The sequence below is a fragment of the Ruminococcus sp. 5_1_39BFAA genome (assembly GCF_964240875.1).
In the GTDB taxonomy this organism is placed as follows: domain Bacteria; phylum Bacillota; class Clostridia; order Lachnospirales; family Lachnospiraceae; genus Blautia_A.
Genome location: NZ_CAXSVO010000040.1, coordinates 1 through 25462, shown reverse-complemented (window position 1 = coordinate 25462; position 25462 = coordinate 1). Strand labels below are relative to the sequence as shown.

The window sequence follows — 25462 nt, the reverse complement described above, 5'->3', positions numbered from 1 at the left end:
GACATCATTATGGAACTGATATAATAATTCGCTGTTTTTGTGCAAGAGACAGGAACTTTATTTTGCGGGGCGACAGCTGGCGAAGCTGGTGAAGACCGCGATCGGCAGCCGCATGAGCGTGACATTGTACGACACGAACAAAAACTGTTATGCTCAGAGTAAGAGAGGCAACGTCCCGACCTACTCCGATTATGACATGACTGTTGAGATCCACTTCAACGCGAAAGCCAAGGCAGACCCGAACGGGGACGGCAAGTTCACAGGCGTGGGCGGCTACATCCACCCGAACAATGCAGGGCGTTCTATTGCAAGGGCGATCATCGACAGGGTGGTGGCTCTGGGCTTCAGGGAGTGGCTTCTGGATACCAGCACCGGGCTTCTGAACCTGAACAGGGCACAGGGGCAGGGAGCCAAGTATTTTCTCCTGGAGACTGCCTTTATCGACGATGGGGATGATATGAAGTTCTATACAGCTCACAAAGAAAACTTTGCTCAGGCGATCGCGCAGGGCATCCTGGACGGTCTGGGAGTGAAGAGCACAGCTACACAGCCGAAGGCGGAACAGTATTACCGTGTACGCCTTACCAAGGACGATGAGAAGAGCCAGCTCTTCGCAGGAACCAAGGCGGGAGCCCTGGCGGTGTGCAAGACCAAACCGGGATACAGCGTCTTTGATCCGGACATGAAGTGCATCTACACCAACAACGCGAAAGGCTTGCAGGCATCCGCACTGAAGAGACTGAGCGAGAAAGAATGGATTGAGAAGGTCGGACCGCTGTACACCGCAGATGAGAAAACCAGCGGTATCCTGGCCTGCGTATCCCTGGCACAGGGTATCCTGGAAAGCGGCTACGGACAGACAGACCTGGCACAGGCGGGGAACAACCTTCACGGCATGAAGACCAGCCTCTCCGGCAACACCTGGCCGGGAACCACCTGGGACGGCTCCAGCAAGTACACCAAGGAGTCACCGGAACAGGATGCAAACGGCAACCAGTACATGAAGAAGTCGGACTTCCGCCGCTACGGCTGTATCGAGGAATCCATTGCCGATCACTCCGCGTACCTTCTGAACGCGGCCAACGGCAAGAAACAGAGATACGCAGGGCTGGCAGGTGAGAAGGACTACAGGAAGGCAGCCCAGATCATCAAGGATGGCGGATACGCGACGGACACCAAGTACGTCTCCAAACTGGTGAACATCATCGAAAAATGGAACCTGACCAGGTACAACGCCTCAGGCTCTGGCTCCACACCGAAGCCATCCGCGGCGGAAGACGAATGGAAAGTTCCGTTCCTGATCAATACGACCTGTGACTGGCTGTGGATCCGCAAGGGACCGGCGAAGAAGTACGACACCAGCGGGCACATTGCTGAAAAAGACGGGGAAAAGAAGAAGTATACCATCGTGGAAGTAAAGAATGGATGGGGACGTCTGAAGTCCGGAATCGGATGGATCTGCCTGGATTATGTAAAGAAGGTGTGACAGATGGACCGACTGATGAGGGAGCTTGTCAACGAGACGAAAGAAGAAGACATTGCCGACCGCTACCGCCCGATCGTGGACATCATCGGGGTGGATGCCTTCGTGGAACTGTCAATCTACGCCTGCGGTGACGAGCTGTACTTCCCGAAGCCGGAGAACATCGTGGCACCGGCCAGGAACCGGCGGGTCAAAAAGGAATACAATGGTTACAATCTGAAGGAGCTTGCGGAGAAGTACAACCTCACCACCGTACAGATCCGCAACATCCTGAAGGACGAGCCAATGATCGGACAGATGAGCATTTTTGACATGGAAAATGAGCAAAAAAGCACTTAAATATTTACCCTAAAAGGTTATTTCATAAGAGTATAGGATAAGAGCATAGCTTACAGCTATGCTCTTATTTTTTTGTCGATGGAAGAGCCGGAAAGGAGCAATTATGGAGTTAATCAACAGCGTAAATATTGACGCCCTGTACGCCCTGGCAAGCAAGCTGATCGTGCTTGTGGGGGTTATGGCGTTCCTGGTGTCCGTAGTGACCCAGGTACTCAAACAGATCCCGGGACTGGAGAAGCGTGTTCCGACACAGATCACAGTGATCGTGACGAGCATGATCCTCTGTCCGGCAGCAATGGCGGCAATGGCGGTCTATTACAGCGTACCGATTGACTGGTTCATGGTCTTTGCGTCGTTTATCGCGTCATTTATCGTGTCACTTGTCTCGATGGACGGGTGGGAACGTGTCGCAGAACTGTGGAACCGGATGATCAAGAAATCGTAAGGTACTCATATGGGGTACACAATCACATTTTCCGATGTGATGACAGTGGTGATCTCAGGAGCATTGACTATCATAGTCTGGTTCCTGAAGAGCTACCTGTCAAACATCCAGGCAACTAATGAACAGCAGAACAAGAAGCTGGCCGAGATCGACGAAAAGACACAGAGACGTATAAATGCAGTAGAAGAGGAAAGCAGGAACGAGATCAAGAGGGTGGACAGGGAACTGGCAGACATCAGAGGGGACTTTGCCACCATGTTCGTGCTCCGGGAGGACTACTTCCGGGCAATGGACAAGATGGACGGCAACTTCCGTGACATCGACCGCAAGATCGACCGGCTCCTCATAGCGAACAACATCACGATGGAGGTGAAGAGCAATGGACGACCTGGAGAGGACAGAGGTGAGTCAGAATAAATCGAACCGCGGGTTCATTATGCGGAGCCTGGCAAGAGGATTCAACTACTCCGCCTCTGTCCGCAGTCTGTCAAATGCAATGATGTCCGACGGGCGGATCTACACCCCGGATATCTCCAAACTGCTGGACTATCTGGTATCTGCCGGATACGTCAGATTTACAGACAAGAAGATCAACTCATACACAGCCTACCGGAACGACGCGGTGGTACAGCTGACCAAAGAGGGCATTGACCTGGTGGAGGCTACTATCGAGGATCCGGGGGTGGACATCTAGTATGGGAAAACAGAGAAAGAAGACCAGGATATCCGGAAAAGTGGATGAGCTGCCGGAAGAAATCCGCCAGCAGGTGGATGTGATGCTGGTCGATACCTCAAACACCTATCTTTCCATCAGCCTGAAGCTGAAGGATATGGGATACGAGGTGTCGAAGAGCAGTATCGGGCGTTATGCCCTCCGTACTTCCAGCGCAACCCAGAGACTCCTGGAAGCCCAGGCACAGACAGAGCAGCTGGTCAAGGTAGTCCAGAAGAACCCGGACGCCGACTATACAGAGGCAGGCCTAAGGCTGCTGATGGACGGATTGATCAACAAGCTGGCCACAGCGGAAGAAGAGTTCGATGCTCTGCCACTGGAGAAAGCAGGACGGCTCCTGACGAGCCTGTCCAGGACGAAGGTCTACAAGGACCGCGTGAAACAGGACATGCAGAAAAAAGCGGATCTTGCCTTCTCCGAGATGGAAGACAGGATCATGAAACTGATCCGGCAGGATCCGGAAGCGGCAGCACAGCTCCGCACGATCCTACAGGAGGCGAAAGACAGGATGATGCAGGATGATTGATTTTGACCACTGGCTGACACAGCTGGACGATGGTGAGGAACAACAGGAAAGAGAGTGGCATACCAACCAGGAAGAGCTGTTCCGGGAATATGTCCTTCGGGAGGAAACTGCTTACCGGAAGGATTTAAAGGAACAGTTTGACCGTGGCGAGAAGCTGACCGGTCCGAAAGGGCTCAGGAAGAAGCTGGCTGCCGTGGATCTGTCCTACTTCGGCAGGGCGTATCTGTCTCACTATTTTGTGAGGAAGTCCCCAGAGTTCCATGCGGAGCTGGATGCCATCTGGGAGTCGGGCGTTCTGAAGGGAATGAACCCTTTAATGGATGCCAAGAAGATCTCCAGGGCAGACGGATCCAAGAGAGCAATAGCAGCTCCCCGTGGACACGCGAAGTCTACGAACTTCACGTTCAAGGATTCCCTTCACGCCATCCTGTACGCATACAAGCACTATCTGATCATCCTGTCTGACTCATCCGACCAGGCGGAGGCATTCCTGGAAGACATCAAGGATGAACTGGAAGACAATGCTGACATCATCGAGGACTTCGGCTGCATGAAGGGAGAAGACACCTGGAAGAGCGGCACGATCAAAACGACCAATGGCGTCAAGGTGGATGCAGTGGGATCCGGAAAGAAACTTCGAGGAAGGAAAAACCGGAGCTGGCGTCCCGACCTTATTGTCCTGGACGATATCGAGAACGATGAGAACGTCAACACACCGGAACAGAGGAAGAAGCTCCTGAACTGGTTCAACAAGGCCGTGATGAAGGCGGGGGACACCTACACAGACATCATGTATGTGGGAACCATCCTGCATTATGACTCCCTTTTGTCCAACACCCTGAAGAACCCGGAGTTCAAGAGCAGGAAATACCGGGCTGTCATATCCTATGCGGATAACACGCAGCTGTGGGAACAGTGGGAAGAGCTTTTTATCAACCTTTTTGACGAGTTGCATGAGGAACACGCAGACGAGTTCTTCGAGGAACACAAAGCGGAGATGCTGAAAGGCACAGAAGTCCTGTGGGAGGAAAAGCTGTCCTACTACAAGCTTATGAAGATGAAGGTGTCCGAGGGAGATGCTTCCTTTAACTCCGAGCTTCAGAACGACCCGGTCGATCCGGACAATGCGACATTCAATGAAGAATGGTTCGATTTCTACGACGATGAGCCGATTGACTTCAGTGATCCACGTTTCTACTTTGTCGGGTCAAATGATCCGTCCCTGGGAAAGAACAAAAAGAGCGATACCAGTGCCATCATAGGCCTGGCAACAGACATGAAAACCGGCTACATGTATGTGGTGGATGCGTCGATCGAGAAACGCCATCCGGATGTGATCATTGACGATGCCATCGACATGAGTCGGAGATACAAAAAGGACTACGGCCGGAGCTTCCGGAAGTTCGGCGTTGAGACTGTACAGTTCCAATGGTACTTCAAGGAAGTCCTGGCACAGAAATCGGCACAGGAAGGCGTTTACCTCCCGATCGAGGAGATCCAGTCCAACTCCAACAAGATCATGAGGATCGAGTCCCTTCAGCCAATGATCAAGAACCACTACCTCAAATTCTCGCGGAAACACAAGACACTGCTCCAGCAGCTGAAGGAGTTTCCAATGGGAAAGAACGACGATGGACCCGACGCGTTAAAGATGGCAGTTGACACATCCATCAAGGCGAGGGGGAGCAGTGGGGCGGGAGAGTACCGGACCGCAGAAAAAAGAAGGGTACAGTTTGAAAAAGGAGCGTACTGATTATGTCAAAAAAGAAGAAGGGAAAGAAAGGCAGGAAAGAAGCTTTCGACCCGGAAAAAGACACCGGGATATTGAGGCCGGTTGACATGACCATTGCCGCCGGTGAGATCAATGACCGTTACTCTGACTATCCGAGCCGGGGACTGAACCCGGTGAAGCTGGCTTCCATACTCAGAGATGCAGACGAAGGAAACGTCCGCAGTCAGATGGAGCTGTTCGAGGAGATGGAGGAGAAGGACGCCCACCTGTTCTCCCAGATGCAGACCAGGAAACTGGCTGTGACGGGACTGGAGTGGGAGGTGCAGCCCTTTTCACCGGACGACGAACAGGATAAGGCAATAGCAGAGTGGATCAAGGACCAGCTCCTTGGCATCGAGAACCTGGACGACATCCTGACTGACCTGCTGGACGCGATCGGGAAGGGCGTGAGCATCATGGAGATCATCTGGGACGTGGACTCAGACGGCTTCGATGTGATCGAGGATATTCGGTATGTACATCAGAAAAAGCTGGTGTGGGACTGGGAGACAGACGACATGCTGGTCTGCACCGAGCAGTTCCCGAACGGCATACACCTGCCGAAAAACAAATTCGTGGTTCACAGATACAAGGCCAAGAGTGGCCACCCGTCCAGGGCGGGGATCATGCGTATCGTGTCCTGGATGTACCTGTTTAAGAACTACACGGTAAAGGACTGGGTTTCCTTCTGTGAAGTCTACGGAATGCCCCTGCGGATCGGCAAGTACGATCCGGGAGCAAGCGAAGCGGACAAACAGGAGCTTCTGGATGCGATCGTAAGGATCGGATCTGATGCAGCTGGCATCATACCGGAGACTACCATGATCGAGTTCAAGGAAGCAAACAAGACCACCAGTGCAGACATCTACGAACAGCTCGCGAGGTACTGCGACGAGCAGATCAGCAAGGCAATCCTGGGACAGACACTGACCTCAGACAGCGGCGGTGGAAGCTATGCACAGTCCAAGACCCACAACGAAGTCCGCCATGACCTAACTGCGGCAGATGCCAAGGCTTTGGCAGCCACCATCCGCCGGGACATCATCCGCCCACTTGTGGAGTACAACTTCGGGGCAGATGCAAACGTTCCGTTTATCCGGTTTAACTCCGACGAGGAGGAAGACCAGCGGGAAACGGTGGACATGTACCGCACACTGGTGTGCGACATGGGGCTAAAGGTCCCGGCGTCACATGTGTACAAAAGATTCTCAATTCCAGAGCCGGAAGAGGGGGAAGAAACCCTCCAGCCAAACATGGTGGCAAGGACCCACCTGCTTGATGGCAGCCAGGATGATGGCGTGGATCCGGAGCAGCTGAAGGATGATTCTGAAGCATTGACGCCGGAGCAGATCCAGCTGGATGACATGACGGATCTGTCTAACCAGCTGGCAGCCAGACTGATGGAACAGATGGTAAAGCCTTTGAAGACCTTTGTGGAACACTTTGACGGGGATCTGGGAGATTTGCAGGAGTTCCTGAAGGATGAGGAGAAACTGAAAGCCCTGTACGAGGATATGGAGTCCCCGGAGCTGGAAGACCTCCTCCATCAGACCATCTACCTGTCCAGTGTGATCGGGAGGACACAGGAATGAGCGAAGCCTTGTATGGAAGTTTTAAAGATTTTATTTTCAAAAAAGCTGTCAAATTCCTGAGGGGAAGAAAGGCACTCCCTAAAGATGTGTACATGAAGCTGGATGATGAGGCAAGGGCAAAAGCCTTCACCGTATCCGGGTACACGGCACTGGAAGTCCTCCAGGAGTTCTCCGACGCGCTTGCGGATGCAGTGGAGCAGGGGAAGACAAAGGACGATTTCATGAAGGAGATGAACGCTTTTCTGGCGGATCGCGGATACGAAGCCATGAACCCATGGAAGAGTGACACGATCTTTAGGACGAACATCCAGACCGCGTACAATGCCGGTCACTACAAGAGCATGACATCTCCGGAGACCCTGCGGCTCCGCCCCTACTGGCAGTACAAGACAGCAGCGGACGGAAAAGTCCGTGAGAGCCACGCCATCATGCACGACGCCGTGTACAGGGCGGATGATCCCGTGTGGGACATCTGGTACCCACCTAACGGGTTCCGGTGCCGGTGCATGGTAAGGAGCTTGTCAAAGAGACAGGTGGAGCAGATGGGGCTGGAGGTAAGGCAGAACCCTCCCAGGACTGTGGACTATGACACCGGCGAGATCCTTATGATCAACCCAGACAAGGGATTTTCCAATAACCCGGCAAAGACGACTTATAAGCCAGACCTGTCAAACATAGACAAGCCCCTCCGGAAGATTTTCCGGGAAAGAAAGCAGGAATCAATCTGAGCGATTTTTAACCCATTTTCTGTAACAGGTGGGGAATTGCTCCAGTTTGCAAAGAAAATAGCGTTATGACGCGTTATAACGCTATTACAGACGGTACAGAAGAGGTGAGAGAGACAATGGAAACTTTGATAGCCCTTCAGGCGGGCACAATCGACCTCTCCGGAGCCCCGGAAGAGATCAAGATACTCCCTCTTGGAGAGGTGAAGTCCACAAAAGGGACCTTCCTGGTAGATGATGCAAGCGTAGACATGATCCTGAAGTCCTTCAAGGACCGCAGGATCGACTTGGTGGTGGATTATGAACACCAGACCTTGCTGAATGTCCAGGCACCAGCCAGCGGATGGATCACCGAACTGAGAAAAGGTGCAGATGCCATCATCGGAAAGGTCCAGTGGACACCAAAAGCGAAGGAATACTTGAAAAACAGGGAATACCGTTACCTGTCCCCGACCATCATGGTACGGAAAGACAGACGAGTATCCGCTGTCTCGTCGGTAGCATTAACCAACAGCCCGGCTATCGACGGAATGCCTGCCATGTGCAAGGACAACGGGCTGACGAAAGGAGAAAACACAATGGATCTGAAGAAACTGATCGAGGTTTTAGGGCTGGCGGAAGACGCCACCGAGGAAGACATCCTGAAAGCTGTAAAAAAAGCAGCGGAAGCAGCCAAGGAACCGGAAGCACCTCCGGCGGATCCGCCTGCCGAGGTTGTAGCGAACAGCACTATCCTGGGACTTTTAGACCTTCCGGATACAGCTTCAACAGCAGAAGTGAGTGCTAAGATCGTAGGACTGAAGAATAATGGAGACCAGCAGCTTGCCCTCCGTGTCCAGCAGCTGGAAGAGGCTGCGAAGAAGCGAGAAACTGAGAATCTGGTACAGACTGCACTGAAGGACGGCAAGATCACAGCGGCACAGAAGGAATGGGCGAGATCTTACGCATTAAAAGACGCGGAAGGCTTCAAGAAGTTCCTGGAGCTGGCGGGACCGGCGGTACCGATGGGCGAGATCGGACTGAAGGACGCCCCGGAAGGTGAGAAGCTGGATACCAACACAATGGCGATTCTGAAGAATCTGGGAATCAGCGCGGAAGACGCGAAAAAGTATGGGAATAAGGAGGTAACACTGTGAAAAGAACAGGGAACCAGGTGCTGGGAAGTACCACATTGAATATCCCGGTGGCCGCCGGGGAAAACATGAAGGAATGCACGATCGCGGCTATCAACGCGTCCGGCTATGCAGTAACCGGAAAGAAAGCGGAAGGACTTGTGAAAGCTGGAATGGTCGTAGTAGGTGCTGACAATACCGGCGGAGCTGCCGGAGCAGTGAATGTCAGAGTACAGCGCGGAACCTTCGTGTGGAACAACGACGGAAGCATCAAGAGCACAGACCTTCTGAAGACCTGCTATATCGCAGGAGCTGATACTGTGACAATCACTTCCACCGGGGCGAGTGCAGCCGGTACCATTATCGCGGTGGATCCGGACGGCGTTACCGTCGAGATGAAATAAGGAGGACATAGAAGATGATTATTAGCCAGTCTAACCTGCACGGCCTGACCACAGGCTATTCCGCAGCATTTAACAAGGCACTGTCAGAGGTGAGCCCAGACTACAAGGATATTGCAACCGTGACCTCTTCCAGCACTGCCGCAAACGACTACGCATGGCTTGGACAGATCCCCGGAATGAAGGAGTGGATCGGAGACAGAGAAGTCCAGCACATCAGTGAGTACGGATACACAATCAAGAATAAGAGCTTCGAGCGAACTATCGGCATCAATAGAGATGCTATCGAGGACGACCAGTATGGCATCTATACCCCGATGTTCAGCATGATGGGACAGGAAGCCGGAGAGCATTACAATGACCTGGTTTTTGAAATGCTGACAAAAGGATTTACCGAAAAATGCTACGACGAAAAGACTTTCTTCGCTGCGGATCATGTATCCGGCGACAAGACTTTCTCAAACACTTCTACAGCAGCACTGAGCACTGAGAGCTTCCTGGCTGCCAGACAGGCCATGATGAGCATTACCGGCGACAAGAACAAACCGCTGAAGCTGGTGCCGGATCTTCTGGTCGTTTCTCCGAAAAACGAGATGGTAGCCAAGAAGATCCTGGAAGCTTCCCTGATTGACGGCACTACCAACATCACCCAGAACCTGGCAAAGATCAAGGTTGCCACTGAGCTGTCTGGAGACAATGAGGACGCATGGTTTCTCCTGTGTACTAAGAAGTTCCTGAAGCCGATCATTCTCCAGATCCGCAAGAAAATCAAGTTCGACATGCTCACAAAGGACACTGATCTGAATGTGTTTTTACAGAAGGAATACCTGTACGGCTGTGACTGCCGCGACAATGCAGGCTTTGGCTTCTGGCAGATGGCATATGGCAGCACCGGAAAAACATCCGGTTTAGGCTGATGTACTGCACCACGGCCGAAGTTCTCGGAAAGATCCGGGACGATATGATTGACGCAATCCTGGGATCGGATCTGATCGAGGATGAACAGGAAAGAACAGAGAAGATCACTGCCTGCACCGAGGAAGCCATCTCTGACGCCTGTGCCGAGATCGACGGCTGGGTATCCAAGCGGTACAAGGTTCCGTTTCTGGAGCCGGTGCCGCCGATCGTCAGCAAACTGGCGAAGGATATCGCTGTCTACAATCTGGCAAGCAGGACCGGAATAGATGAAGACGACAGGGAGAACACCATATACATCCGTTACAAGAACGCTATCACGTTCCTGACGAATGTAGCCAAAGGCCTGGCGAACATTGATACCGGGCAGGATACAGCAGACGGATCCGGAACAGCCACAGCGAACGACGGCTTCCGGTACCAGGCAAATGAACGGCTGTTTTCCAGGGAGACCATGAAAGGATATTAACCACACATGTCATCAATTAGAGCCAGCATGGAAGGAGAACTCCCAGAGCTTGCGGAGAAGCTGTCCCGGCTGAGTGCCATCGACAAAACCGGGATCAACAATGCGATCGCGGAGGCTTTGCGGAGCGGGACGATTGAAAGGTTTGAAGGCGAAAAGAGCCCGGAAGGGGCTGCATGGAATAAGTCCATCCGGGCATCGGAAAAAGGCGGACTGACCCTGACAATGACCGGACAGCTGAAAAGCTCCATCAACGCCAGGGCAACCGAAGAAGGTGCCGAAGTCGGCACAAACCTGGTATATGCAGCCACCCACCAGTTCGGAGCTTCCGGACGGGTGATCAGGGCGAAGAATAAGCCCTATCTTGCTTTTGAGTACCACGGGCGCACGATCCGCAAGAAACAGGTTACTGTCAACATACCGGCACGCCCATTCCTGGGCATATCGGATGAAGACAGACAGGAGATCAAGAGTCTTGTAGAGGAGGCGTTGTCAGAAGCATGACGAAAAAGGCATTTCTGGAGGCTGCGCTGAAAGCTGGAGGCCTGACAAAGAGCATATACACCAGCCTGAAGCAGCTGAAACACGCTGCGGGCACACAATACGGCGCGATTCTGCGGATCAGCGACACACCAGTACGAGCGACATCTAAAAATACATTCAAAGACCAGCAGGGTGCATCCCTCATACGGCGGAAACTGTACACCTGCGAAACTGCCTACAATGTGGTCCTGGCCGCAGCGGACGAGGAAAAGCTGGAGGAGCTCCTGGAGGGATTCCTCTCAAACCTGGAAAGAGGCTTCTACGATGATGGCGGGAACTGGGTGGATGTCACTCCACAGGAGACTGACTGGGTAGATGAAGACGATTGTGTGATGAAGGCTAAGATGGCCGTCCAGATAAAAGTTGTATGCAAATATGGAATCTATAAAGACGTGGCAGCATGGACCAGCCCGGAAGGCACGGAGATGGAACTGACCACGGGAAAGGATGAAGATGGACAGCAATGAAATGAAGACCATTGAAGAATGGGCGAAAGAAAAGAATACCGCAGGTGAGATTCTGAAGGGGACTATGATCCTGGAGGGCTGGGGCTGCGGAAAGAGCGTAAGCGAAAGCGAATATGATGAAGCCGTGAAGCTGTTTACTGACGGACCGGCAGATGGGAGGAAATAATGTTATCAAACGTTGAACTGAATTTACATGACAGCAACGGCGGAGCAGGAAGCGGAACCGGAACTGGGATCTTCGGCAAGGTCGGCGTCAGCCCTGTGGAGAGTGCGAGTCCTATCGTGATCACTGGGGACATGGATGCAGAGATGATCCGCGAGAAACTGGGAAACAGCCCGCTTGCAGACGCTTGCATCGACTCCGTGGAGAATGGGGCGTCTACAATCTACGCCCTGCCGGTGAAAGAGACCACACACGGCAAGATCTCAAATGCAGACCACCAGGGAACTGGAAAGGGAACCATTGAGGCATCCGGAAACCCGACAAATGACTTCACCCTGATCGTACAGATCGAGACTTCCGGACTGACTAACGCAGCCACCTGCGTGATCAGTGAAAACGGCGGTCAGAGCTGGGGAGACGAGCAGACCATTCCACTGTCCGGTACTATTACCGTACCAAACACAGGCGTGACACTGGCCTTCACAGCTTCTGAAGGAAACCAGTTCGTTGCCGGTGATACCTATACCTTCGAGGCGACCGCCCCGGCGGCGAATAATGGGGACATCCTGGATGCCGTGAAGAAGTTCCGCAGCTACATGGTGACAGTGGAACTGATCCACATAGTAGGTACCAGCACCGCGGCACTGTGGGGATCCCTGGAAAGCCTTGGAGCTGCAATGGAGACACAGGCGGGCAAACCGATCTTTTTCATCTGCGAGCAGAGAGGACCTTCTGAAGCAGAGAATGCAGCTGCCTACGCCGAAGCAATCGCTCCGGACGCAAAAAGTGTGAAGGGGCGTCATGTGGGGGTTGTGTCCCAGTGGATCAGATACATCCGCATGGACGGACGTGAGCAGGACATCAATTTTGCAGGTATACTCACCGGAAGTCTGGCAGCCATCAAGGAAAGCACCTCTGTGGCTTACACTGGTACAGATGGAATCAGCTACGCTGAGGGCAAGATTGTGAAGCTCTTACCGGAAGGAATTGAGGACTACATCGAACAGCTGGATGCTGCGAGATATATCTTCCTGCGTAAATACGAAGGGCTGGAAGGCTACTATGTGGCAGCTACCAACATGACAGCACCGGCTTCCAGCGACTACGCGAACATCGAGGATGTCCGCGTGATGTACCGCCTGGCACGAGATGTGTACAAGAGAGCCCTTCTTCATCAGAATGAAGACTTTGATCAGAATGATGCTAATGTTTATTATGCACAGGTACAGGAAGATCTGAATGTTCCGATTGATAATGCCAAAAACACAGACCGTATTATCAGTGACGGTCGCGTGACCATCCTTACGGACATGGTAAACAGCGGCAAGGATAAAAAACTTCCGGTTCGTATCCAGTGCGTACCGCGTGGTTACACCAGAGAATTGAAGTTAGACATGTATGTAGTCAATGCAATTGCGTAGACAGGAAGGAGAAAGACGTGGCAAGAAAACAGATTGTAAACGGCAAAGTCTATGACTGGTCTTCCGTAACCATCGGATTCAGCGGCTGCAGTGGAATTGAACCGACTGAAATCAGCTATGATGATGAGAAAGAAAAAACCCTGATCTATGGAAAAGGTGGACGTATTCGAGGGTTCGGGACTGGACAGGCTAAGAACAGCGTAAAAATTACTTTGATGAGGGAAGACTTCGATACCTTCATGGATTCTGTAAAAACATCATATAAGAAAAAAGGGTTTTATGATGTTGTTGTCCCGAAAATTACTGCATCCTATGCAGACGAAGGCTGTGATACCAGTACAGACACTCTCACAAATGTTACATTCTCCAAACGTAGCTTAAAAGCCGCAGCAGGAGACAGTAGCCTGACTGTAGAACTTGAAGGCGTTGCAGTCGGAGGAATTGCGATCAACGGAATCACCGGCTGATCAGATTAAATGTCAAAACAGGAGGAATAAAACATGTATTACGATGCAGATGCAAGAAATGTGGAAGCCCTGAGTGCGCACGAAGAACAGGAAAGACCAGTAGTTGCCCCTACAGTAGCAGAACCGGAACTTCAGAAGCCTTTATCTGAAGATAGTAAGGCTTTTGAAAAATTCTGCGAAGGAAAACATGGATATGTAGTATCGACCAGCCTGTCCCAGGATGATGAGATGGAAGAGGAACTGAACTTTCTGTTCAGAGAGCCTTCCAGCGCGAGCTATGACCGTTACGCCAAGACAGCCAGCAGCTCTTCCAGTAAGGCCATGAAAGCCTTCTGCCTGGATAACATCCATCCGGAGCAGCGTATAGACCTGGACGATAAACTGAGCAAGTTCCCGGCACTTGGAATCAGCTTGGGTGAGAAGTTGCTCTATATGCTGGGTTTATCGAAGACAACCAGAGTACGGAGACTGTAAGATCTGCCGATGAACAGATAGAAGAGGCAGAACAGGAGATCCGGGACAGCTTTTTTGATATGGCTGTCCTGACAATCTGCCGGTATCTGCCTCCTCAGATGGTTCCCGTGGACTGGGAGATGGTTCCGATCACGGAGCTATACCGGCTCTTTGCAAAAGCTAAGATCTGCCGGGAGATGGTACAGGGAGATATACAGATGGGAGTGGTAAAAGCCTTCTCCGAAGAATAAAAAAGGAGCTGCATGAAAATTCACACAGCCCTCTGCCTAAAGCGATTATAAACGAATAACGAAAGAATTGCAAGAGGTGAGTGAACATGGGTATGGACTCAGTATTCCGTGTATCTCTTGTACTGGATATGGTTGATAACATGACCAGCAAAGTCCAGGGAGCTGCTGACGGGGTACCGTCTGCGGTGCAGAAAATGAATGACGCCTTCGGGACAATGCAGAAGGATGGCGTGGCAATGACCGGAATGGGTACCGCCATCGTCGGAGCCTGCATGGGTACTGTGACAGCGACATTTGACACCCAGGACGCACTGGCCGAGGTTGCCAGTCTTGGAGTCGAAGATCTTGGAGCCCTGGAAAAGGCTGCAAAGAACTTCTCAGACACATGGGCGGGAACTACGAAGTCGGATTTCATATCCGCCTCTTATGATATCAAGTCCGGTATTGCGTCTCTAACAGATGAAGGCGTGGCCCAGTACACAGAGCTTGCCGGATTAACAGCAAAAGCGACCAAGGCAACCACCGCGGACATGACTTCTTTGTTCGCTACCGGTTACGGCATTTACAAGAACTATTATTCTGACCTCAGCGACATGGAGTTTGGAGAAATGTTCTCCGCCGGAATTGCCACGGCTGTTAAGAATTACAAGACCAGCGGTACCGAGATGGCGGGAGCCATCAAGATGCTGGGAGCTTCCGCGACGAACGCCAACGTCCCGATGGAGGAACAGCTTGCCATCCTGGGACAGTTGCAGGCGACCATGAGCGGAACGGAAGCCGGTACAAAATACAAGTCATTTTTGAACACTGCGGCGTCGGCTGGCGAAAAACTGGGGCTTAACTTTCTGGATGCAAACAACCAGCTTTTGTCCATGCCGGACATCCTGGAGCAGTTACACGGGAAGTACGGCGACACGATTGACGCAGTAGAAAAGAAACAGTTAAAAGACGCATTTGGAACGGACGAAGCGATCGCCCTCATCGACCTGCTGTATAACAATACAGACCAGCTGAAGACTGGCATCGACGACCTTCAGAGTTCTATGGATGGAGGTGTGGAGACCACGAAAAAGATGGCGGAAGCGATCAAAGACACGCCCGCACAGAAGTTCCAAGTATTAAGACAGCAGATGCACAACGTGACGGAAGAACTGGGACAGGGACTCCTTCCAGCAGTCAACACCGGGCTGGAGGCTATAATCGGACTGGTTCAGAAGGGATCGGACTGGGTTTCCAATAACCAGGAGACCGTCGCGACCATTATGAGGATCGTTGCGATCCTGGGAGTGTTCCTGATCGTGGCCGGGGTAGTGACTACTGTCGTCGGAACACTAGGTAAGGCTATGACGTCGCTGAAGACAGTCACGACCTTGGCGAGCAAGGCCAGTGGACTGTTCAATAGCGCACTTCTATCGTCACCCATAACGTGGGTGATAGGGCTGATCGTGGCGTTGATAGCCATATTCAAGGCGTGTGGCGGAGATGTGGAACAGCTGGGTGCAACCTTCAGCAATATCTTCGGCAAGGTAGGCGGGTTTGTAGGAACCGCAGCCACAGCCATAGCACAGAAGCTTCCGGAGTTCCTACAGTTTGGTATCAACCTGGTGCTTCAGATTGTGTCTGGCATAGCCTCCGGGCTTCCGTCCCTCATATCGGGCGGCGTGTCCATGCTGGAGTCCCTGATCACGGGAATCCAGACGATAGCACCGACTTTGTTAAGCGTCGGACTTTCCCTGCTTCTGACATTACTGTCCGGAATTTTGCAGGCGGTTCCGTCAATCTTGCAGGCTGGGGAGACTATCATCCAGTCACTGTACACAGGGATCACAACGTTGCTGCCGGTGATCTTATCGGCCGGGGTACAGCTGATTCAGTCACTCTTAACTGGAATTATACAGTATCTTCCAACTATCCTGTCAGCTGGTCTTCAGATCCTGAGTATGCTGGTGCAGGGTATTGTGACAGGGCTTCCGGCACTTTTATCGGCTGGCATTTCGCTGATCCAGATGATCTTGACAGGCATCATTCAGAACCTGCCATCTGTGATTTCAGCCGGTCTTCAGATCCTGGGGATGCTGGCACAGGGAATTGCAACGGGGCTCCCTCAGCTCCTGGCACAGGCTCTTCAACTAATTCCCCTGGTCCTTCAGGCGATAGCCTCCGGACTGCCGTCTCTGATTATATCCGGCATTCAGATCATTTTAATGCTCCTGTCCGGTCTAATCTCAGCTATCCCGACCCTGATCGGCATGATTCCGGAATTATTCTCTGGAGTTGTAGACGCCGTAACGTCGATCGACTGGCTGGATGTAGGGTCTAACCTGGTAAACAGCATCAAAGACGGGTTTGTGAGCGGCTTTTCTGACCTGGTAGATACGGCCAAGGGACTATGGGACGACTTTACAGGCTGGCTGTTCGGAGAGGATGATGCTCCAGATACAACACCAGTGGCAGGAACAGCGGCGGCGATCGAGAACGACATTCCAAAGGTGGAGACAGCAGTAGACAACGCAAACCAGGCACTTTTCACACTTGACATCAACCCTGACAGCTTACAGCAGAAGGGAACAGAGTCCATGCAGGCCCTGGCGGACGGAATCACCGCAGGAACACCAACAGCACAGACAGAAGCCCAGAACGCGGGACAGAGCATCCTGGACAACTTCAACCTTGATACTACTGGAGCAGGATCCGCAGGAACAAACCTGATGCAAAGCGTGACGGATGGCATCAATACAGGAACACCAGAAGCCCAGGCGGCAGCCCAGAACGCAGGCCAGGAGATCATGAGTTCCTTCAACATTGATACCAGTGGAGCGGGAACAGCGGGGACAAGCCTGATCGAGAGTGTAACCAGCGGTATCACAGCGAACGCAGGAAACGCCCAGGTGGCAGCCCAGAACGCAGGCCAGGAGATTATGAGCGCCTTTAGTATTGACACCAGCGGAGCGGGATCCGCAGGAGCGAACCTGATGCAGAGCGTAACGGATGGAATCACATCCGGAACAGCCGGAGCAGAAGCAGCCGCCCAGAGTGCAGGGCAGGAGATCATGAGTGCCTTTAGTACTGATACTAGTGGAGCGGGAACCGCGGGAGCGAACCTGATCCAAGACATCACTTTCGGAATTACATCCGGAACAGGGGACACAACTTCAGCTGCCCAGAAAGCGGGAATGGATGCTATGAATGCCTTCCAGGACGCAGTATCTTCAGCAAATCAGTTAGGCAGACAGATGATGTCTGATGTAGCTTCAGGAATCAGTTCTGCCGGATCCAGTGCAGTAAGCACAGCTTCTGGTATTGCACACCAGATTAAAGCTGCGTTCGAGAATATCCGTATCACGGTTCCAAGACCGTCCTTGCCACATGTAAATGTATCCTACTTAACAGTAGGAAGTGGGAAAGCAACAGCTTCCGTCCCGAACTTCTCAGTCAGCTACTATGCGAAAGGCGCGCTCTTGAAGAAACCGACCGTGTTCGGCATGAACGGCTTGAACCCAATGGTTGGAGGAGAAGCTGGTGAGGAAGCAATCGTTCCGTTAGACAGCTTATGGACCAGGATGCAGAATATTATCACAGGTATTTTTTCGACTATGGCTCAAAAAAAGAGCCAGACGACAGAAGAAAATAAGACTGGATATGAAAAAAGTACGGTGATCCGGAAGAAAAAAGAAGAAACAGAAAAGACATTTAAGTCCAGGACAAGTTCTGAAACACAGTCAAAGAAAACTACGGTCATTCAGAAACTGTATATTAACGTGGATATGGATGATATAGATAGCTTTAAAAAACTTCAGAAGCTGATTGATGAAATTGAAGGGGATATCCCGGCAACTACTTAAAGGAGGAAAAAAGTATGATATATGTACAGGAAAAAAACCTTAAAGTTGCCGGGAAATATATTCCCGGCCAGATCCAGAGTGTTTCTGTAACGGAATCTGGAATCCTGGACGAAAAGAAAAGTAAAAAGAACGGTACAAAAGCAAATAATCCCAAAGGCTATGAAGCACCTGAGATAAGGATCACGATGATTTTTGAAGAAAGCAGCAATTACGACAGGAATAATATGCTGAGATATATTCAGAAATTGTTTAAGGGAACCAAGCAGACAAAACAGAAAAAATATAAGATTTACGAAGAACAGATAAATGCCAGGGGAATAACGGAAGTATATTTCAATGGTTTTGATACACATGAAAACATAGAAGAGGGGGACAGCTATTATACAGGAACCCTGACGTTTGTAGGTACAGTTTTATCTGGCATCAATGTTGTAAAAACCAAAAGCCAACAGGCGAAGGAGCTGGCTGCGGCGAAAAAGAAAGCGGCAGCAAAGAAGGCAGCTGCCGTGAAAAAGAAAACTACCAAAAAAACCTCAAAATCTCCTGCCAAAGATACCCGATCAGCATCGATTGCAAAGAAAAAAGCTAAAAAAGTGGTAAAGAAGTGATGATTTATGTATAAAAAATTATCCTCTCCTGATATAAAGGTTACGTTTAATGATATACAGATTGAATCTGGATTTTTTTGGGATTATCAGGGGGCTGAAGACGAGCATATCAACCGTTGCATCTTGACACCGTATGGAGAAGCCGCTGAGGCTTTGGATGGGGCTGATATAACCGATGTAATTGTGGAGATAGGATGTGAATATGATTATAGCACGATTCTGGAAGGACATGGTTATCACATGGATGGAACTGAATCTATCCTGGTGAAAGATGAGACGGTCCAGCTGGAATCTACAGTTGTACAGGGAACATTTTTAAATTGTTATCCGCAGGAAGTAGTGAGATATATTCTTACACAGTGTGGTATCTCCCAGTATCAGCTGTCAAAGAAGAATTATGAAAGAAAAAGTATATTTACTGTTCCGGCTATGAGTGCTTTACAGGCTATACAGGAACTACAGCAGTATTGGAATATTGATGTTTTCTTTGGATTCCATGAAAGCACATTTTACTGGGATTGTGAACCGGAGCAGAACGAGATTTATGAACTGGATGAAAATAATATTTTGGAACTGGAACAAAACGGAAATACCTGGACTGCTGAAATTGTAGCGGTTCCTTGGATCCGGATTGGACATACCATACTGGTTACGGACAGCCAATTTTATGGTCTGGCACGAATAAAGAAATGTGTCATTAAATCTAAATCCAGGGGAAAGGTAGATATGTATATTCAATTTATAGGGACAGAATGATGGCGGATCTAAAAACATTTGTCAAAAATATTGTAGAAGAAGTATTGAAAAACAAATACCCATATGTTTTACGACCTTCCACGGCAGTGGGACGGGTAGTTGCTGCTGCTTCTGTGAAAGAAGGGTATATATATACGGTTTGCATTCTGGATCCTGATGGAGAAGAAGACCCTGAGTATCCAGAAATTCCAAATGTGTGGTCAAACGTAAAATATGAAGTTGGAAACAATATAGCAGTAGCTTTTTTAGATAAAAGAAAAAAACTGTACATAATGGGAAGCGTGGTTATATGAGACTTGCTGGGATTGAAGATACAGATATTATGCTGGATGAATATGGACAGCCGGTAGTTGAAGCAGGAATACCGCAGATTGTAAGTGGAAAAGAATGCTTGTTACAGGATATCCGTTGTGAAATGCTCACAGAAGAGGGGGAATTGATCTATGAGGATGAAGAAGGAAAAGAGGCATATGGATATGGCCTCCTAGAGTTTTTAAATGGGGAAGACGATATTTTAGGTGAGATACAGGCGAGAATTATAGAGAAGCTTTCTAAACGGGAAGATATAGATGAAAGCAGCATAAAGGCCGAGGTCGTTGTGGAGAATAAAGGACGAATACGAGCAATCGTATCGTTTAATACATCAGATGATAAAGAAAATAGTATAGAGGTCAATGTGGATGAAACGGGGGTGTATATAGAATGATAGATGAATCAGTAATGGAAAAGCTGGTGCAAGTTCCGGATGAAGAGGAAGAAATGGAAAAGCTGATAGCGGAACTTTCGACAGAAGGATTTGTCGTTACGAACTTTTCAAAGGGTGGTATATTCTACAATCTCCTGAGAGTATCGGTTCGTGTTGGAATCGAACTAAAGCAGCTGGCGGTACAGCTGATTAACTCCGCGTTTTTGAAACACTGTCCAGACGAATGGGTAGAAGTCCGTGCTGCGGATTATGGTAAAACAAGAAAAGAAGGAATCAAAGCGGAGGGGCTCATCACAATTACACGAGATCCCTACAATTCTCTATATATAGTAAAAAAAGGGCATATGTTCAAATCAAAAGCGGATTCTTATGGTAATTATATGAAGTATTACACTATGGAAGATACGATACTTCCAGCAGGTGAGAAAAAATGCTCTGTGTATGTTCAGGCCGAAGAATCTGGAAGCTCTTATAATCTCCCAGCAGGGAGCATTCAGGAAAGTCTTATTCATATCAATGGATGCACAGATATAACGAATGACGAAGGGTGGCTGTCTGTTGAGGGAACAGATGAGGAAACAATAGAATCATTAAGAAAGCGTTGTTTGAACAGCAGAGCTGAGAACGCGGTACAAACTATAGATAGAAAGATCAAAAGTGTGGTTGATGCAGTGCCGGGTGTGTTTCTGTCAGATGTTGATAGCCAGCACCCACGAGGACAGGGTACTGTAGATGTAATAGTTGTTGGAACACAGGGAAGTGTAGGCGAGCATACCCTTGCGGCTGTTCGTGAGGCGATTAAGCCTCTGACAGGGTCCTATGGAGACTATCTTGTAAAAAGCGCCACGGTTCAGGCTGTTAAATTTGAAATCGAATTATATTTTGATACGGATATAAGCACAGATGGATATGCCGAGCGTGCAAAAAATATTGTAAGTAAGCTGATGGGTATTGAAGAGCGTGAAAAACTGGATGTGCTGTATCTGGATGATATCATTACTCAGATTAAAACCCATATTCCAAAGTGTAGAAAATGTAAAATAATCTCTCCAGAGAATGATATAACAGTTGGAAAAGGAACTGTCCTTATCGCTGGTGATATCAACGTTACAGCCATGAATTTGTAAAAGGGAGAATGTAAGATGTTTCAGAAATTCGCTGATTATATTTACTATCTGTTGCCTGCACCATTTAAGCAGCTCAAAAAGAGTATCAATCAATGGTATATTTTTTGTAAAGTCATAGGTCTGTGGTTTGATGAAGTAAAAAAAGATTTGTTAAGAGCTGTGGATGATACGACCGTTGCGACCTGTAGAGACGAACTGCTTTTATTTTATGGTGAGGACAGAGATCTGACGCAGTATAAAAATGAAAAAAACGAAGAGTACCGTAGCAGGATAGCCATGGCCGATGAAATAGAGCATCTTGGAGGAACAAAAGAAGGCGTAGTATTAGCAGCGAAGGCAACAGGAATAAAAAAAGCAGAATGTCACTGGCTTCCAGATGTAACTGGGGACTCTGACCGGTGGGCAGAATTTTACCTGTTTGTGTATGATTTACTCGATGAAACTCTTGATGTGGATTTCAATGTTTTACGGAAAAATGTCAGAGATGTAAAATGCTCAGAATCAAAAGATAATTACCGATATATATGTACTACAGAGTGCGCGCTGGATCATGATGCTGGTGCTAAGTTGACGGTAGATCAGGATATCTGTTTCTTTGATGGGACGTATAGCTTTGATGGATCTCGTGAATTTCAACCAGGGGAAAGCGAGGAAATCTTTTTATGAGGTATATTATATCAGAGTCATACAGGAAGAAACTTACGGATGTATGTGAGTCATCTGAAAAGACAATGCCAACAATAAAGTATATGGCATTAGGAAATGGGGCAGTGAATGAAGATGGAGAAATCATTGAACTGCTTGGAACAGAAACATCTTTGCACAACGAATTATTAAAAAAAGAAATTGAAGTAGTCGATCGTGATAGTGATACGAGAATTAACTACAGTTATACAGTTAAAATAGATGAGCTTGTAGATGATCAGATCAATGAAGCAGCATTATTTGATGAGGACGGAGATCTGGTAGCTATGAAAGTTTTTGAAACCAGAGAAAAGAAACCAGGGATGGAAATGACCTTCCTGATTGCTGTAATGAATTGAGGTGGTAGTATGAGTCAACATATTGTTAATGAAGTTTATACAAAAACAATGGAGGAGATCCAAAAGAAGGATCGGGTGGAAGCTGCCTTTGTAAACAAAATAATTGACAAATTGTTATGCAACGATGCGTACCTGCTGAAGAAAGCATTGTCAAATGAAGAGAATGTAGCTACGGCTTTGGGAAGAATTGATAATTTCACCAAACTGCAAGCAGGAAGCACAACAGGCGATGCAGAGCTATCAGACATCCGTGTCGGAGCTGATGGAAAGACCTACGAGACTGCTGGTGATGCAGTGAGGGAGCAGATCAAGAACACGAAGCAGGCAGCAGAGGATGCAACTGCTTCGATAAATGAGGCTTTAGATGACTTAAAAGAAGTAGGCTTTGCTGTTGTTAGTAGTTATAACAGAGTTAATATCGAGACAATAAGTAAGGGTTATTTTGTTGATTCATTAAGTGGTAAGATGATAGAAAATACTTCATATAATGCTACTGATTTTATTGAAATCAAAAAAGACCATATGTATGCATTTAAAGCAAATGCAACTCATTTAGCACTATACGATATCAATAAAGCTTATGTAGAAAAGCCAACCTTAACCAGTTTAGAACCTGGATATAAAGTATTTACTTCAACTTTAGATGGATATATCAGACTTTGCGAAAGCCACAATACAAATATGATGTTATATGAAGTATCTAACGCAAAGCAGGTTAATTATTTGCCTTTTGATAATTCAAATATAACTAATTTTTATTATGACAACAAAGTGATTGAAAAAGATGTAAGAAAAGATTTTGAAACATACCTGTATAATCTCATGAATCCCGAAATAATCAATAAAGGATATTACGGATATAGTGTTAATCCTAATTACGATACCACAGATTGGATAGAGTTACCTTCCGAACCATTAACGATTTATGATAATCTACTTAATAAAGTACAAGCAAGAACTGTATGGTATGCCGATAGAGATTTAGTAGATATTTATATGGTAGATTTTACTAAAGAAGTGCTTGCTGAAACACCAACATTTGTTAATGCTAAGTATTTTAGATATGCAATAAGTAGTGGAAATCTCGAAAATACAATGGTATTTCCTACTTCAATATCGCCATTCAGATTCTTTGATTATGGTGAAAAGATTTTGAGAAAGGAATTTATTACACCTTATCTTTCTGCATCTAATTCAAAAGTTGAAGCGTTAAAAGGTACTAATGGCTTATCAGTAAGTGATGATACTTTGGAAGCCAACACAGCATTAAAAATTACAAAATTTCCTCAGCACTTGAAAAAAGGAATTTCTATTACAGCTGATATGAGTTTTGATACCTTTACAAAAGTCAGCGTTGGAAAAGGATATCAGAGTTATCGTGGAGATTGGTTAGAAATTGATAATACAAATGTTGTATATAGCCATTATGAATTATCCACTTCTACAATTAGCATTGTAGAGCATGGCTTGACAATTAGTGATGCATTATCAGTATCTTTATATATCGACAATAATGGCGTATGTAACGTAACTCTTAGCACAAACGGTGGAAGCGCTACATTAAATATTCCATGGAAGTTTGAACAAAATGGGACACCATTTGTTATTGGTGAACAGGATATGACAGATGTAAAACTTTCTGCTATTTCACTAGATGCAAAATGTCCTATTTGGATTTTTGGAGACAGTTATTTTGGTGTAGCATCAAACAGAGTAATTGGACAGCTGAAAAACCTTGGATATACAGATGGGATTCTTGTAGATGGTATGGCAGGAATTGGAACAAGTTCAATGATTTCAGAATTGCAGAAACTGATTGAGCTTGGCGGAAGTCCTAAGATGATTATTTGTTGCGAAGGAATGAATGATAGTGGAAGTGTGTACGCCTCAAATCTCACTACTATTACTGGATTATGCGATGGTATAGATGCAGAACTCGTTCTGTATAAAGTACCTTGTGTGAGTGCAAGGCTTGCAGAAAATAAAGCTGTAAATGATATAGTATTAGCAAGTGGTAAGCGTTATGTTGATGCTTATAAGGCAGTAGGCGTTGATGAAAATGGTACTTGGTGGGACGGTTATCTAAATTCTGATGGTATTCATCCTAATGAAATCGGAGCAAAAGCAATTGCACAAAGAATCATCATTGATGTGCCTGAGATTATGCAACACGGAAGGAACGCAGGTAATATTGATGGAGAAATCAGTGGTGATAAGTAATTAACTAATATTAAAGATAAATGACAAAACAGGGAGATTTATTCTCTCTGTTTTTGTGGTTAAAACGGGAAATATTTGCAGAATTTTTGACAAGAAAAATGAGAAGTTTTGACGCAAATTTTGAGCGGCTACATTTGCCGTCGTCATTCTTGACTGGAAGATGCCCGGAAAATGCGGAGTGGAAACGACAAGGGAGATACGGAGGAGACTGGGAAATGATGTTCCGATCATTATTCTTTCTGCCTATGACTGGTCTTCTATTGAACAGGAGGCAAGAGAAGCCGGAGTGAATGCGTTTATTGCCAAGCCTCTGTTCAAATCCCGGCTGCTTTATGTACTGAAATCCGTGATTGCACACCAGAATGACGAGGAAGCATCGGATATTGAGGAGTTTGTGCAGTCGGATTACAGTGGTAAACGAATTTTGCTTGTGGAGGACAACGATCTGAACATCGAAATTGCAGAGGAGCTGCTGTCATATGTGGGAATCCAGGTGGAAAAGGCGCGAGACGGAAAACAGGCAGTGGATGCCCTTCTCAGCAAACCGGAAAATTATTACGATATGGTGCTGATGGATATCCTGAGGAAGATCCCCATTGTGGCAATGAGCGCGGATGCGTTTTCGGATGATATTCAGAAGGCAACCCTATCGGGAATGGATGATCACGTTGCAAAGCCAATAGAACTTCCGAAACTGGTGGCAGCATTGGATAAGTGGATCGGAGCGGTACGATAAACGGCGCGTTGATCGGAAAAGACAGCGCTAACAGGAAACAGAAAAAAAGAAAGATTCTTCGCGGAATCTTTCTTTTGAGGCTGTAAAAAATCTTGTGTCTTTGGAAAGTGAATCTTTCTGATAAGAAATAGATATGTAAGGTTTTGCTGTC

At 48.1% G+C, this 25462-nt stretch carries 29 protein-coding genes and 1 pseudogene; all 30 read left to right on the top strand.

The genetic code is table 11. From position 1 onward, the window contains the following. Nucleotides 1-37 precede the first annotated feature (37 nt). Nucleotides 38-1486 carry a glucosaminidase domain-containing protein gene (locus ACESZH_RS22005; protein ID WP_373219138.1) on the top strand — a complete coding sequence of 483 codons (1449 nt, stop codon included), beginning with the start codon at nt 38-40 and terminating at the stop codon, nt 1484-1486. Between the two features lie 3 nt (nt 1487-1489). Beyond that, the gene (locus ACESZH_RS22000) at nt 1490-1822 is read left to right on the top strand and encodes a Mor transcription activator family protein (RefSeq protein WP_173770749.1); all 333 of its coding nucleotides are present in this window, start codon (nt 1490-1492) and stop codon (nt 1820-1822) included. Nucleotides 1823-1925: 103 nt separating this feature from the next. Continuing rightward, nucleotides 1926-2267, top strand: a complete 342-nt coding sequence (locus ACESZH_RS21995; RefSeq protein WP_237925409.1) for a hypothetical protein — start codon at nt 1926-1928, stop codon at nt 2265-2267. Nucleotides 2268-2276: 9 nt separating this feature from the next. Then, the gene (locus ACESZH_RS21990) at nt 2277-2684 is read left to right on the top strand and encodes a hypothetical protein (protein WP_237925408.1); all 408 of its coding nucleotides are present in this window, start codon (nt 2277-2279) and stop codon (nt 2682-2684) included. After that, the gene (locus tag ACESZH_RS21985) at nt 2671-2961 is read left to right on the top strand and encodes a hypothetical protein (protein WP_330592653.1); all 291 of its coding nucleotides are present in this window, start codon (nt 2671-2673) and stop codon (nt 2959-2961) included. Before ACESZH_RS21990 ends, ACESZH_RS21985 begins: the two co-directional genes overlap by 14 nt. 1 nt (nt 2962) lies before the next feature. Beyond that, nucleotides 2963-3526 carry a phage protein Gp27 family protein gene (locus ACESZH_RS21980; protein WP_237925406.1) on the top strand — a complete coding sequence of 188 codons (564 nt, stop codon included), beginning with the start codon at nt 2963-2965 and terminating at the stop codon, nt 3524-3526. Then, nucleotides 3519-5279 (top strand): phage terminase large subunit, encoded by a 1761-nt coding sequence (gene terL / locus ACESZH_RS21975; RefSeq protein WP_373219137.1) that lies wholly within the window; start codon nt 3519-3521, stop codon nt 5277-5279. Before ACESZH_RS21980 ends, terL begins: the two co-directional genes overlap by 8 nt. 2 nt (nt 5280-5281) lie before the next feature. After that, entirely contained in the window at nt 5282-6889 is a 1608-nt protein-coding gene (locus ACESZH_RS21970; protein WP_373219136.1) for a DUF935 domain-containing protein, read from the top strand. Then, nucleotides 6886-7617 (top strand): phage minor head protein, encoded by a 732-nt coding sequence (locus ACESZH_RS21965; protein WP_373219135.1) that lies wholly within the window; start codon nt 6886-6888, stop codon nt 7615-7617. Before ACESZH_RS21970 ends, ACESZH_RS21965 begins: the two co-directional genes overlap by 4 nt. 65 nt (nt 7618-7682) lie before the next feature. Next, a complete protein-coding gene (locus ACESZH_RS21960) occupies nt 7683-8750 on the top strand; it encodes a phage protease (protein ID WP_373219134.1) in 1068 nt (355 codons plus the stop codon). Further along, nucleotides 8747-9130 (top strand): hypothetical protein, encoded by a 384-nt coding sequence (locus ACESZH_RS21955; RefSeq protein ID WP_173770741.1) that lies wholly within the window; start codon nt 8747-8749, stop codon nt 9128-9130. Before ACESZH_RS21960 ends, ACESZH_RS21955 begins: the two co-directional genes overlap by 4 nt. A 14-nt stretch (nt 9131-9144) precedes the next feature. Continuing rightward, nucleotides 9145-10044 (top strand): Mu-like prophage major head subunit gpT family protein, encoded by a 900-nt coding sequence (locus ACESZH_RS21950; RefSeq protein ID WP_373219133.1) that lies wholly within the window; start codon nt 9145-9147, stop codon nt 10042-10044. Then, nucleotides 10044-10511, top strand: a complete 468-nt coding sequence (locus ACESZH_RS21945) for a gp436 family protein (RefSeq protein WP_173770739.1) — start codon at nt 10044-10046, stop codon at nt 10509-10511. The genes ACESZH_RS21950 and ACESZH_RS21945 overlap by 1 nt, the downstream gene beginning before the upstream one ends. Before the next feature lie 6 nt (nt 10512-10517). Then, nucleotides 10518-11012, top strand: coding sequence for a phage virion morphogenesis protein (locus ACESZH_RS21940; protein ID WP_342982208.1), 495 nt, complete (start codon nt 10518-10520; stop codon nt 11010-11012). Next, nucleotides 11009-11518, top strand: a complete 510-nt coding sequence (locus ACESZH_RS21935; RefSeq protein WP_373219131.1) for an SON protein — start codon at nt 11009-11011, stop codon at nt 11516-11518. Before ACESZH_RS21940 ends, ACESZH_RS21935 begins: the two co-directional genes overlap by 4 nt. Beyond that, nucleotides 11505-11684 (top strand): hypothetical protein, encoded by a 180-nt coding sequence (locus ACESZH_RS21930; protein WP_373219129.1) that lies wholly within the window; start codon nt 11505-11507, stop codon nt 11682-11684. Before ACESZH_RS21935 ends, ACESZH_RS21930 begins: the two co-directional genes overlap by 14 nt. Next, entirely contained in the window at nt 11684-13102 is a 1419-nt protein-coding gene (locus ACESZH_RS21925) for a DUF2586 family protein (RefSeq protein ID WP_373219128.1), read from the top strand. Before ACESZH_RS21930 ends, ACESZH_RS21925 begins: the two co-directional genes overlap by 1 nt. Before the next feature lie 17 nt (nt 13103-13119). Beyond that, nucleotides 13120-13569: a hypothetical protein gene (locus ACESZH_RS21920; RefSeq protein ID WP_373219126.1), complete on the top strand. Its 450-nt coding sequence runs from the start codon at nt 13120-13122 to the stop codon at nt 13567-13569. 33 nt (nt 13570-13602) lie between these two features. Beyond that, nucleotides 13603-14043 carry a hypothetical protein gene (locus ACESZH_RS21915; RefSeq protein ID WP_373219125.1) on the top strand — a complete coding sequence of 147 codons (441 nt, stop codon included), beginning with the start codon at nt 13603-13605 and terminating at the stop codon, nt 14041-14043. A gap of 59 nt (nt 14044-14102) precedes the next feature. Further along, complete coding sequence (locus ACESZH_RS21910) at nt 14103-14273, top strand: hypothetical protein (protein WP_373219124.1); 171 nt, start codon at nt 14103-14105, stop codon at nt 14271-14273. 86 nt (nt 14274-14359) lie between these two features. Then, a complete protein-coding gene (locus tag ACESZH_RS21905) occupies nt 14360-18115 on the top strand; it encodes a phage tail tape measure protein (protein ID WP_373219123.1) in 3756 nt (1251 codons plus the stop codon). A gap of 14 nt (nt 18116-18129) precedes the next feature. Then, nucleotides 18130-18723, top strand: a complete 594-nt coding sequence (locus ACESZH_RS21900) for a hypothetical protein (RefSeq protein ID WP_373219122.1) — start codon at nt 18130-18132, stop codon at nt 18721-18723. A 6-nt stretch (nt 18724-18729) separates the two neighbouring features. Then, nucleotides 18730-19479 carry a hypothetical protein gene (locus tag ACESZH_RS21895; protein WP_373219121.1) on the top strand — a complete coding sequence of 250 codons (750 nt, stop codon included), beginning with the start codon at nt 18730-18732 and terminating at the stop codon, nt 19477-19479. Next, nucleotides 19476-19772: a hypothetical protein gene (locus ACESZH_RS21890; protein ID WP_373219120.1), complete on the top strand. Its 297-nt coding sequence runs from the start codon at nt 19476-19478 to the stop codon at nt 19770-19772. Before ACESZH_RS21895 ends, ACESZH_RS21890 begins: the two co-directional genes overlap by 4 nt. Then, nucleotides 19769-20185 (top strand): DUF2634 domain-containing protein, encoded by a 417-nt coding sequence (locus ACESZH_RS21885; RefSeq protein WP_373219119.1) that lies wholly within the window; start codon nt 19769-19771, stop codon nt 20183-20185. The genes ACESZH_RS21890 and ACESZH_RS21885 overlap by 4 nt, the downstream gene beginning before the upstream one ends. Further along, nucleotides 20182-21312: a baseplate J/gp47 family protein gene (locus ACESZH_RS21880; protein ID WP_373219118.1), complete on the top strand. Its 1131-nt coding sequence runs from the start codon at nt 20182-20184 to the stop codon at nt 21310-21312. The genes ACESZH_RS21885 and ACESZH_RS21880 overlap by 4 nt, the downstream gene beginning before the upstream one ends. A gap of 15 nt (nt 21313-21327) precedes the next feature. Further along, nucleotides 21328-21978 carry a hypothetical protein gene (locus ACESZH_RS21875; protein WP_373219117.1) on the top strand — a complete coding sequence of 217 codons (651 nt, stop codon included), beginning with the start codon at nt 21328-21330 and terminating at the stop codon, nt 21976-21978. Further along, nucleotides 21975-22355 (top strand): hypothetical protein, encoded by a 381-nt coding sequence (locus tag ACESZH_RS21870; protein ID WP_373219116.1) that lies wholly within the window; start codon nt 21975-21977, stop codon nt 22353-22355. Before ACESZH_RS21875 ends, ACESZH_RS21870 begins: the two co-directional genes overlap by 4 nt. Before the next feature lie 9 nt (nt 22356-22364). Next, nucleotides 22365-24575: an SGNH/GDSL hydrolase family protein gene (locus ACESZH_RS21865; protein WP_373219115.1), complete on the top strand. Its 2211-nt coding sequence runs from the start codon at nt 22365-22367 to the stop codon at nt 24573-24575. 142 nt (nt 24576-24717) lie between these two features. Then, nucleotides 24718-25311: pseudogene (locus ACESZH_RS21860) on the top strand (response regulator); the annotation flags it as partial. Nucleotides 25312-25462: the final 151 nt, after the last annotated feature.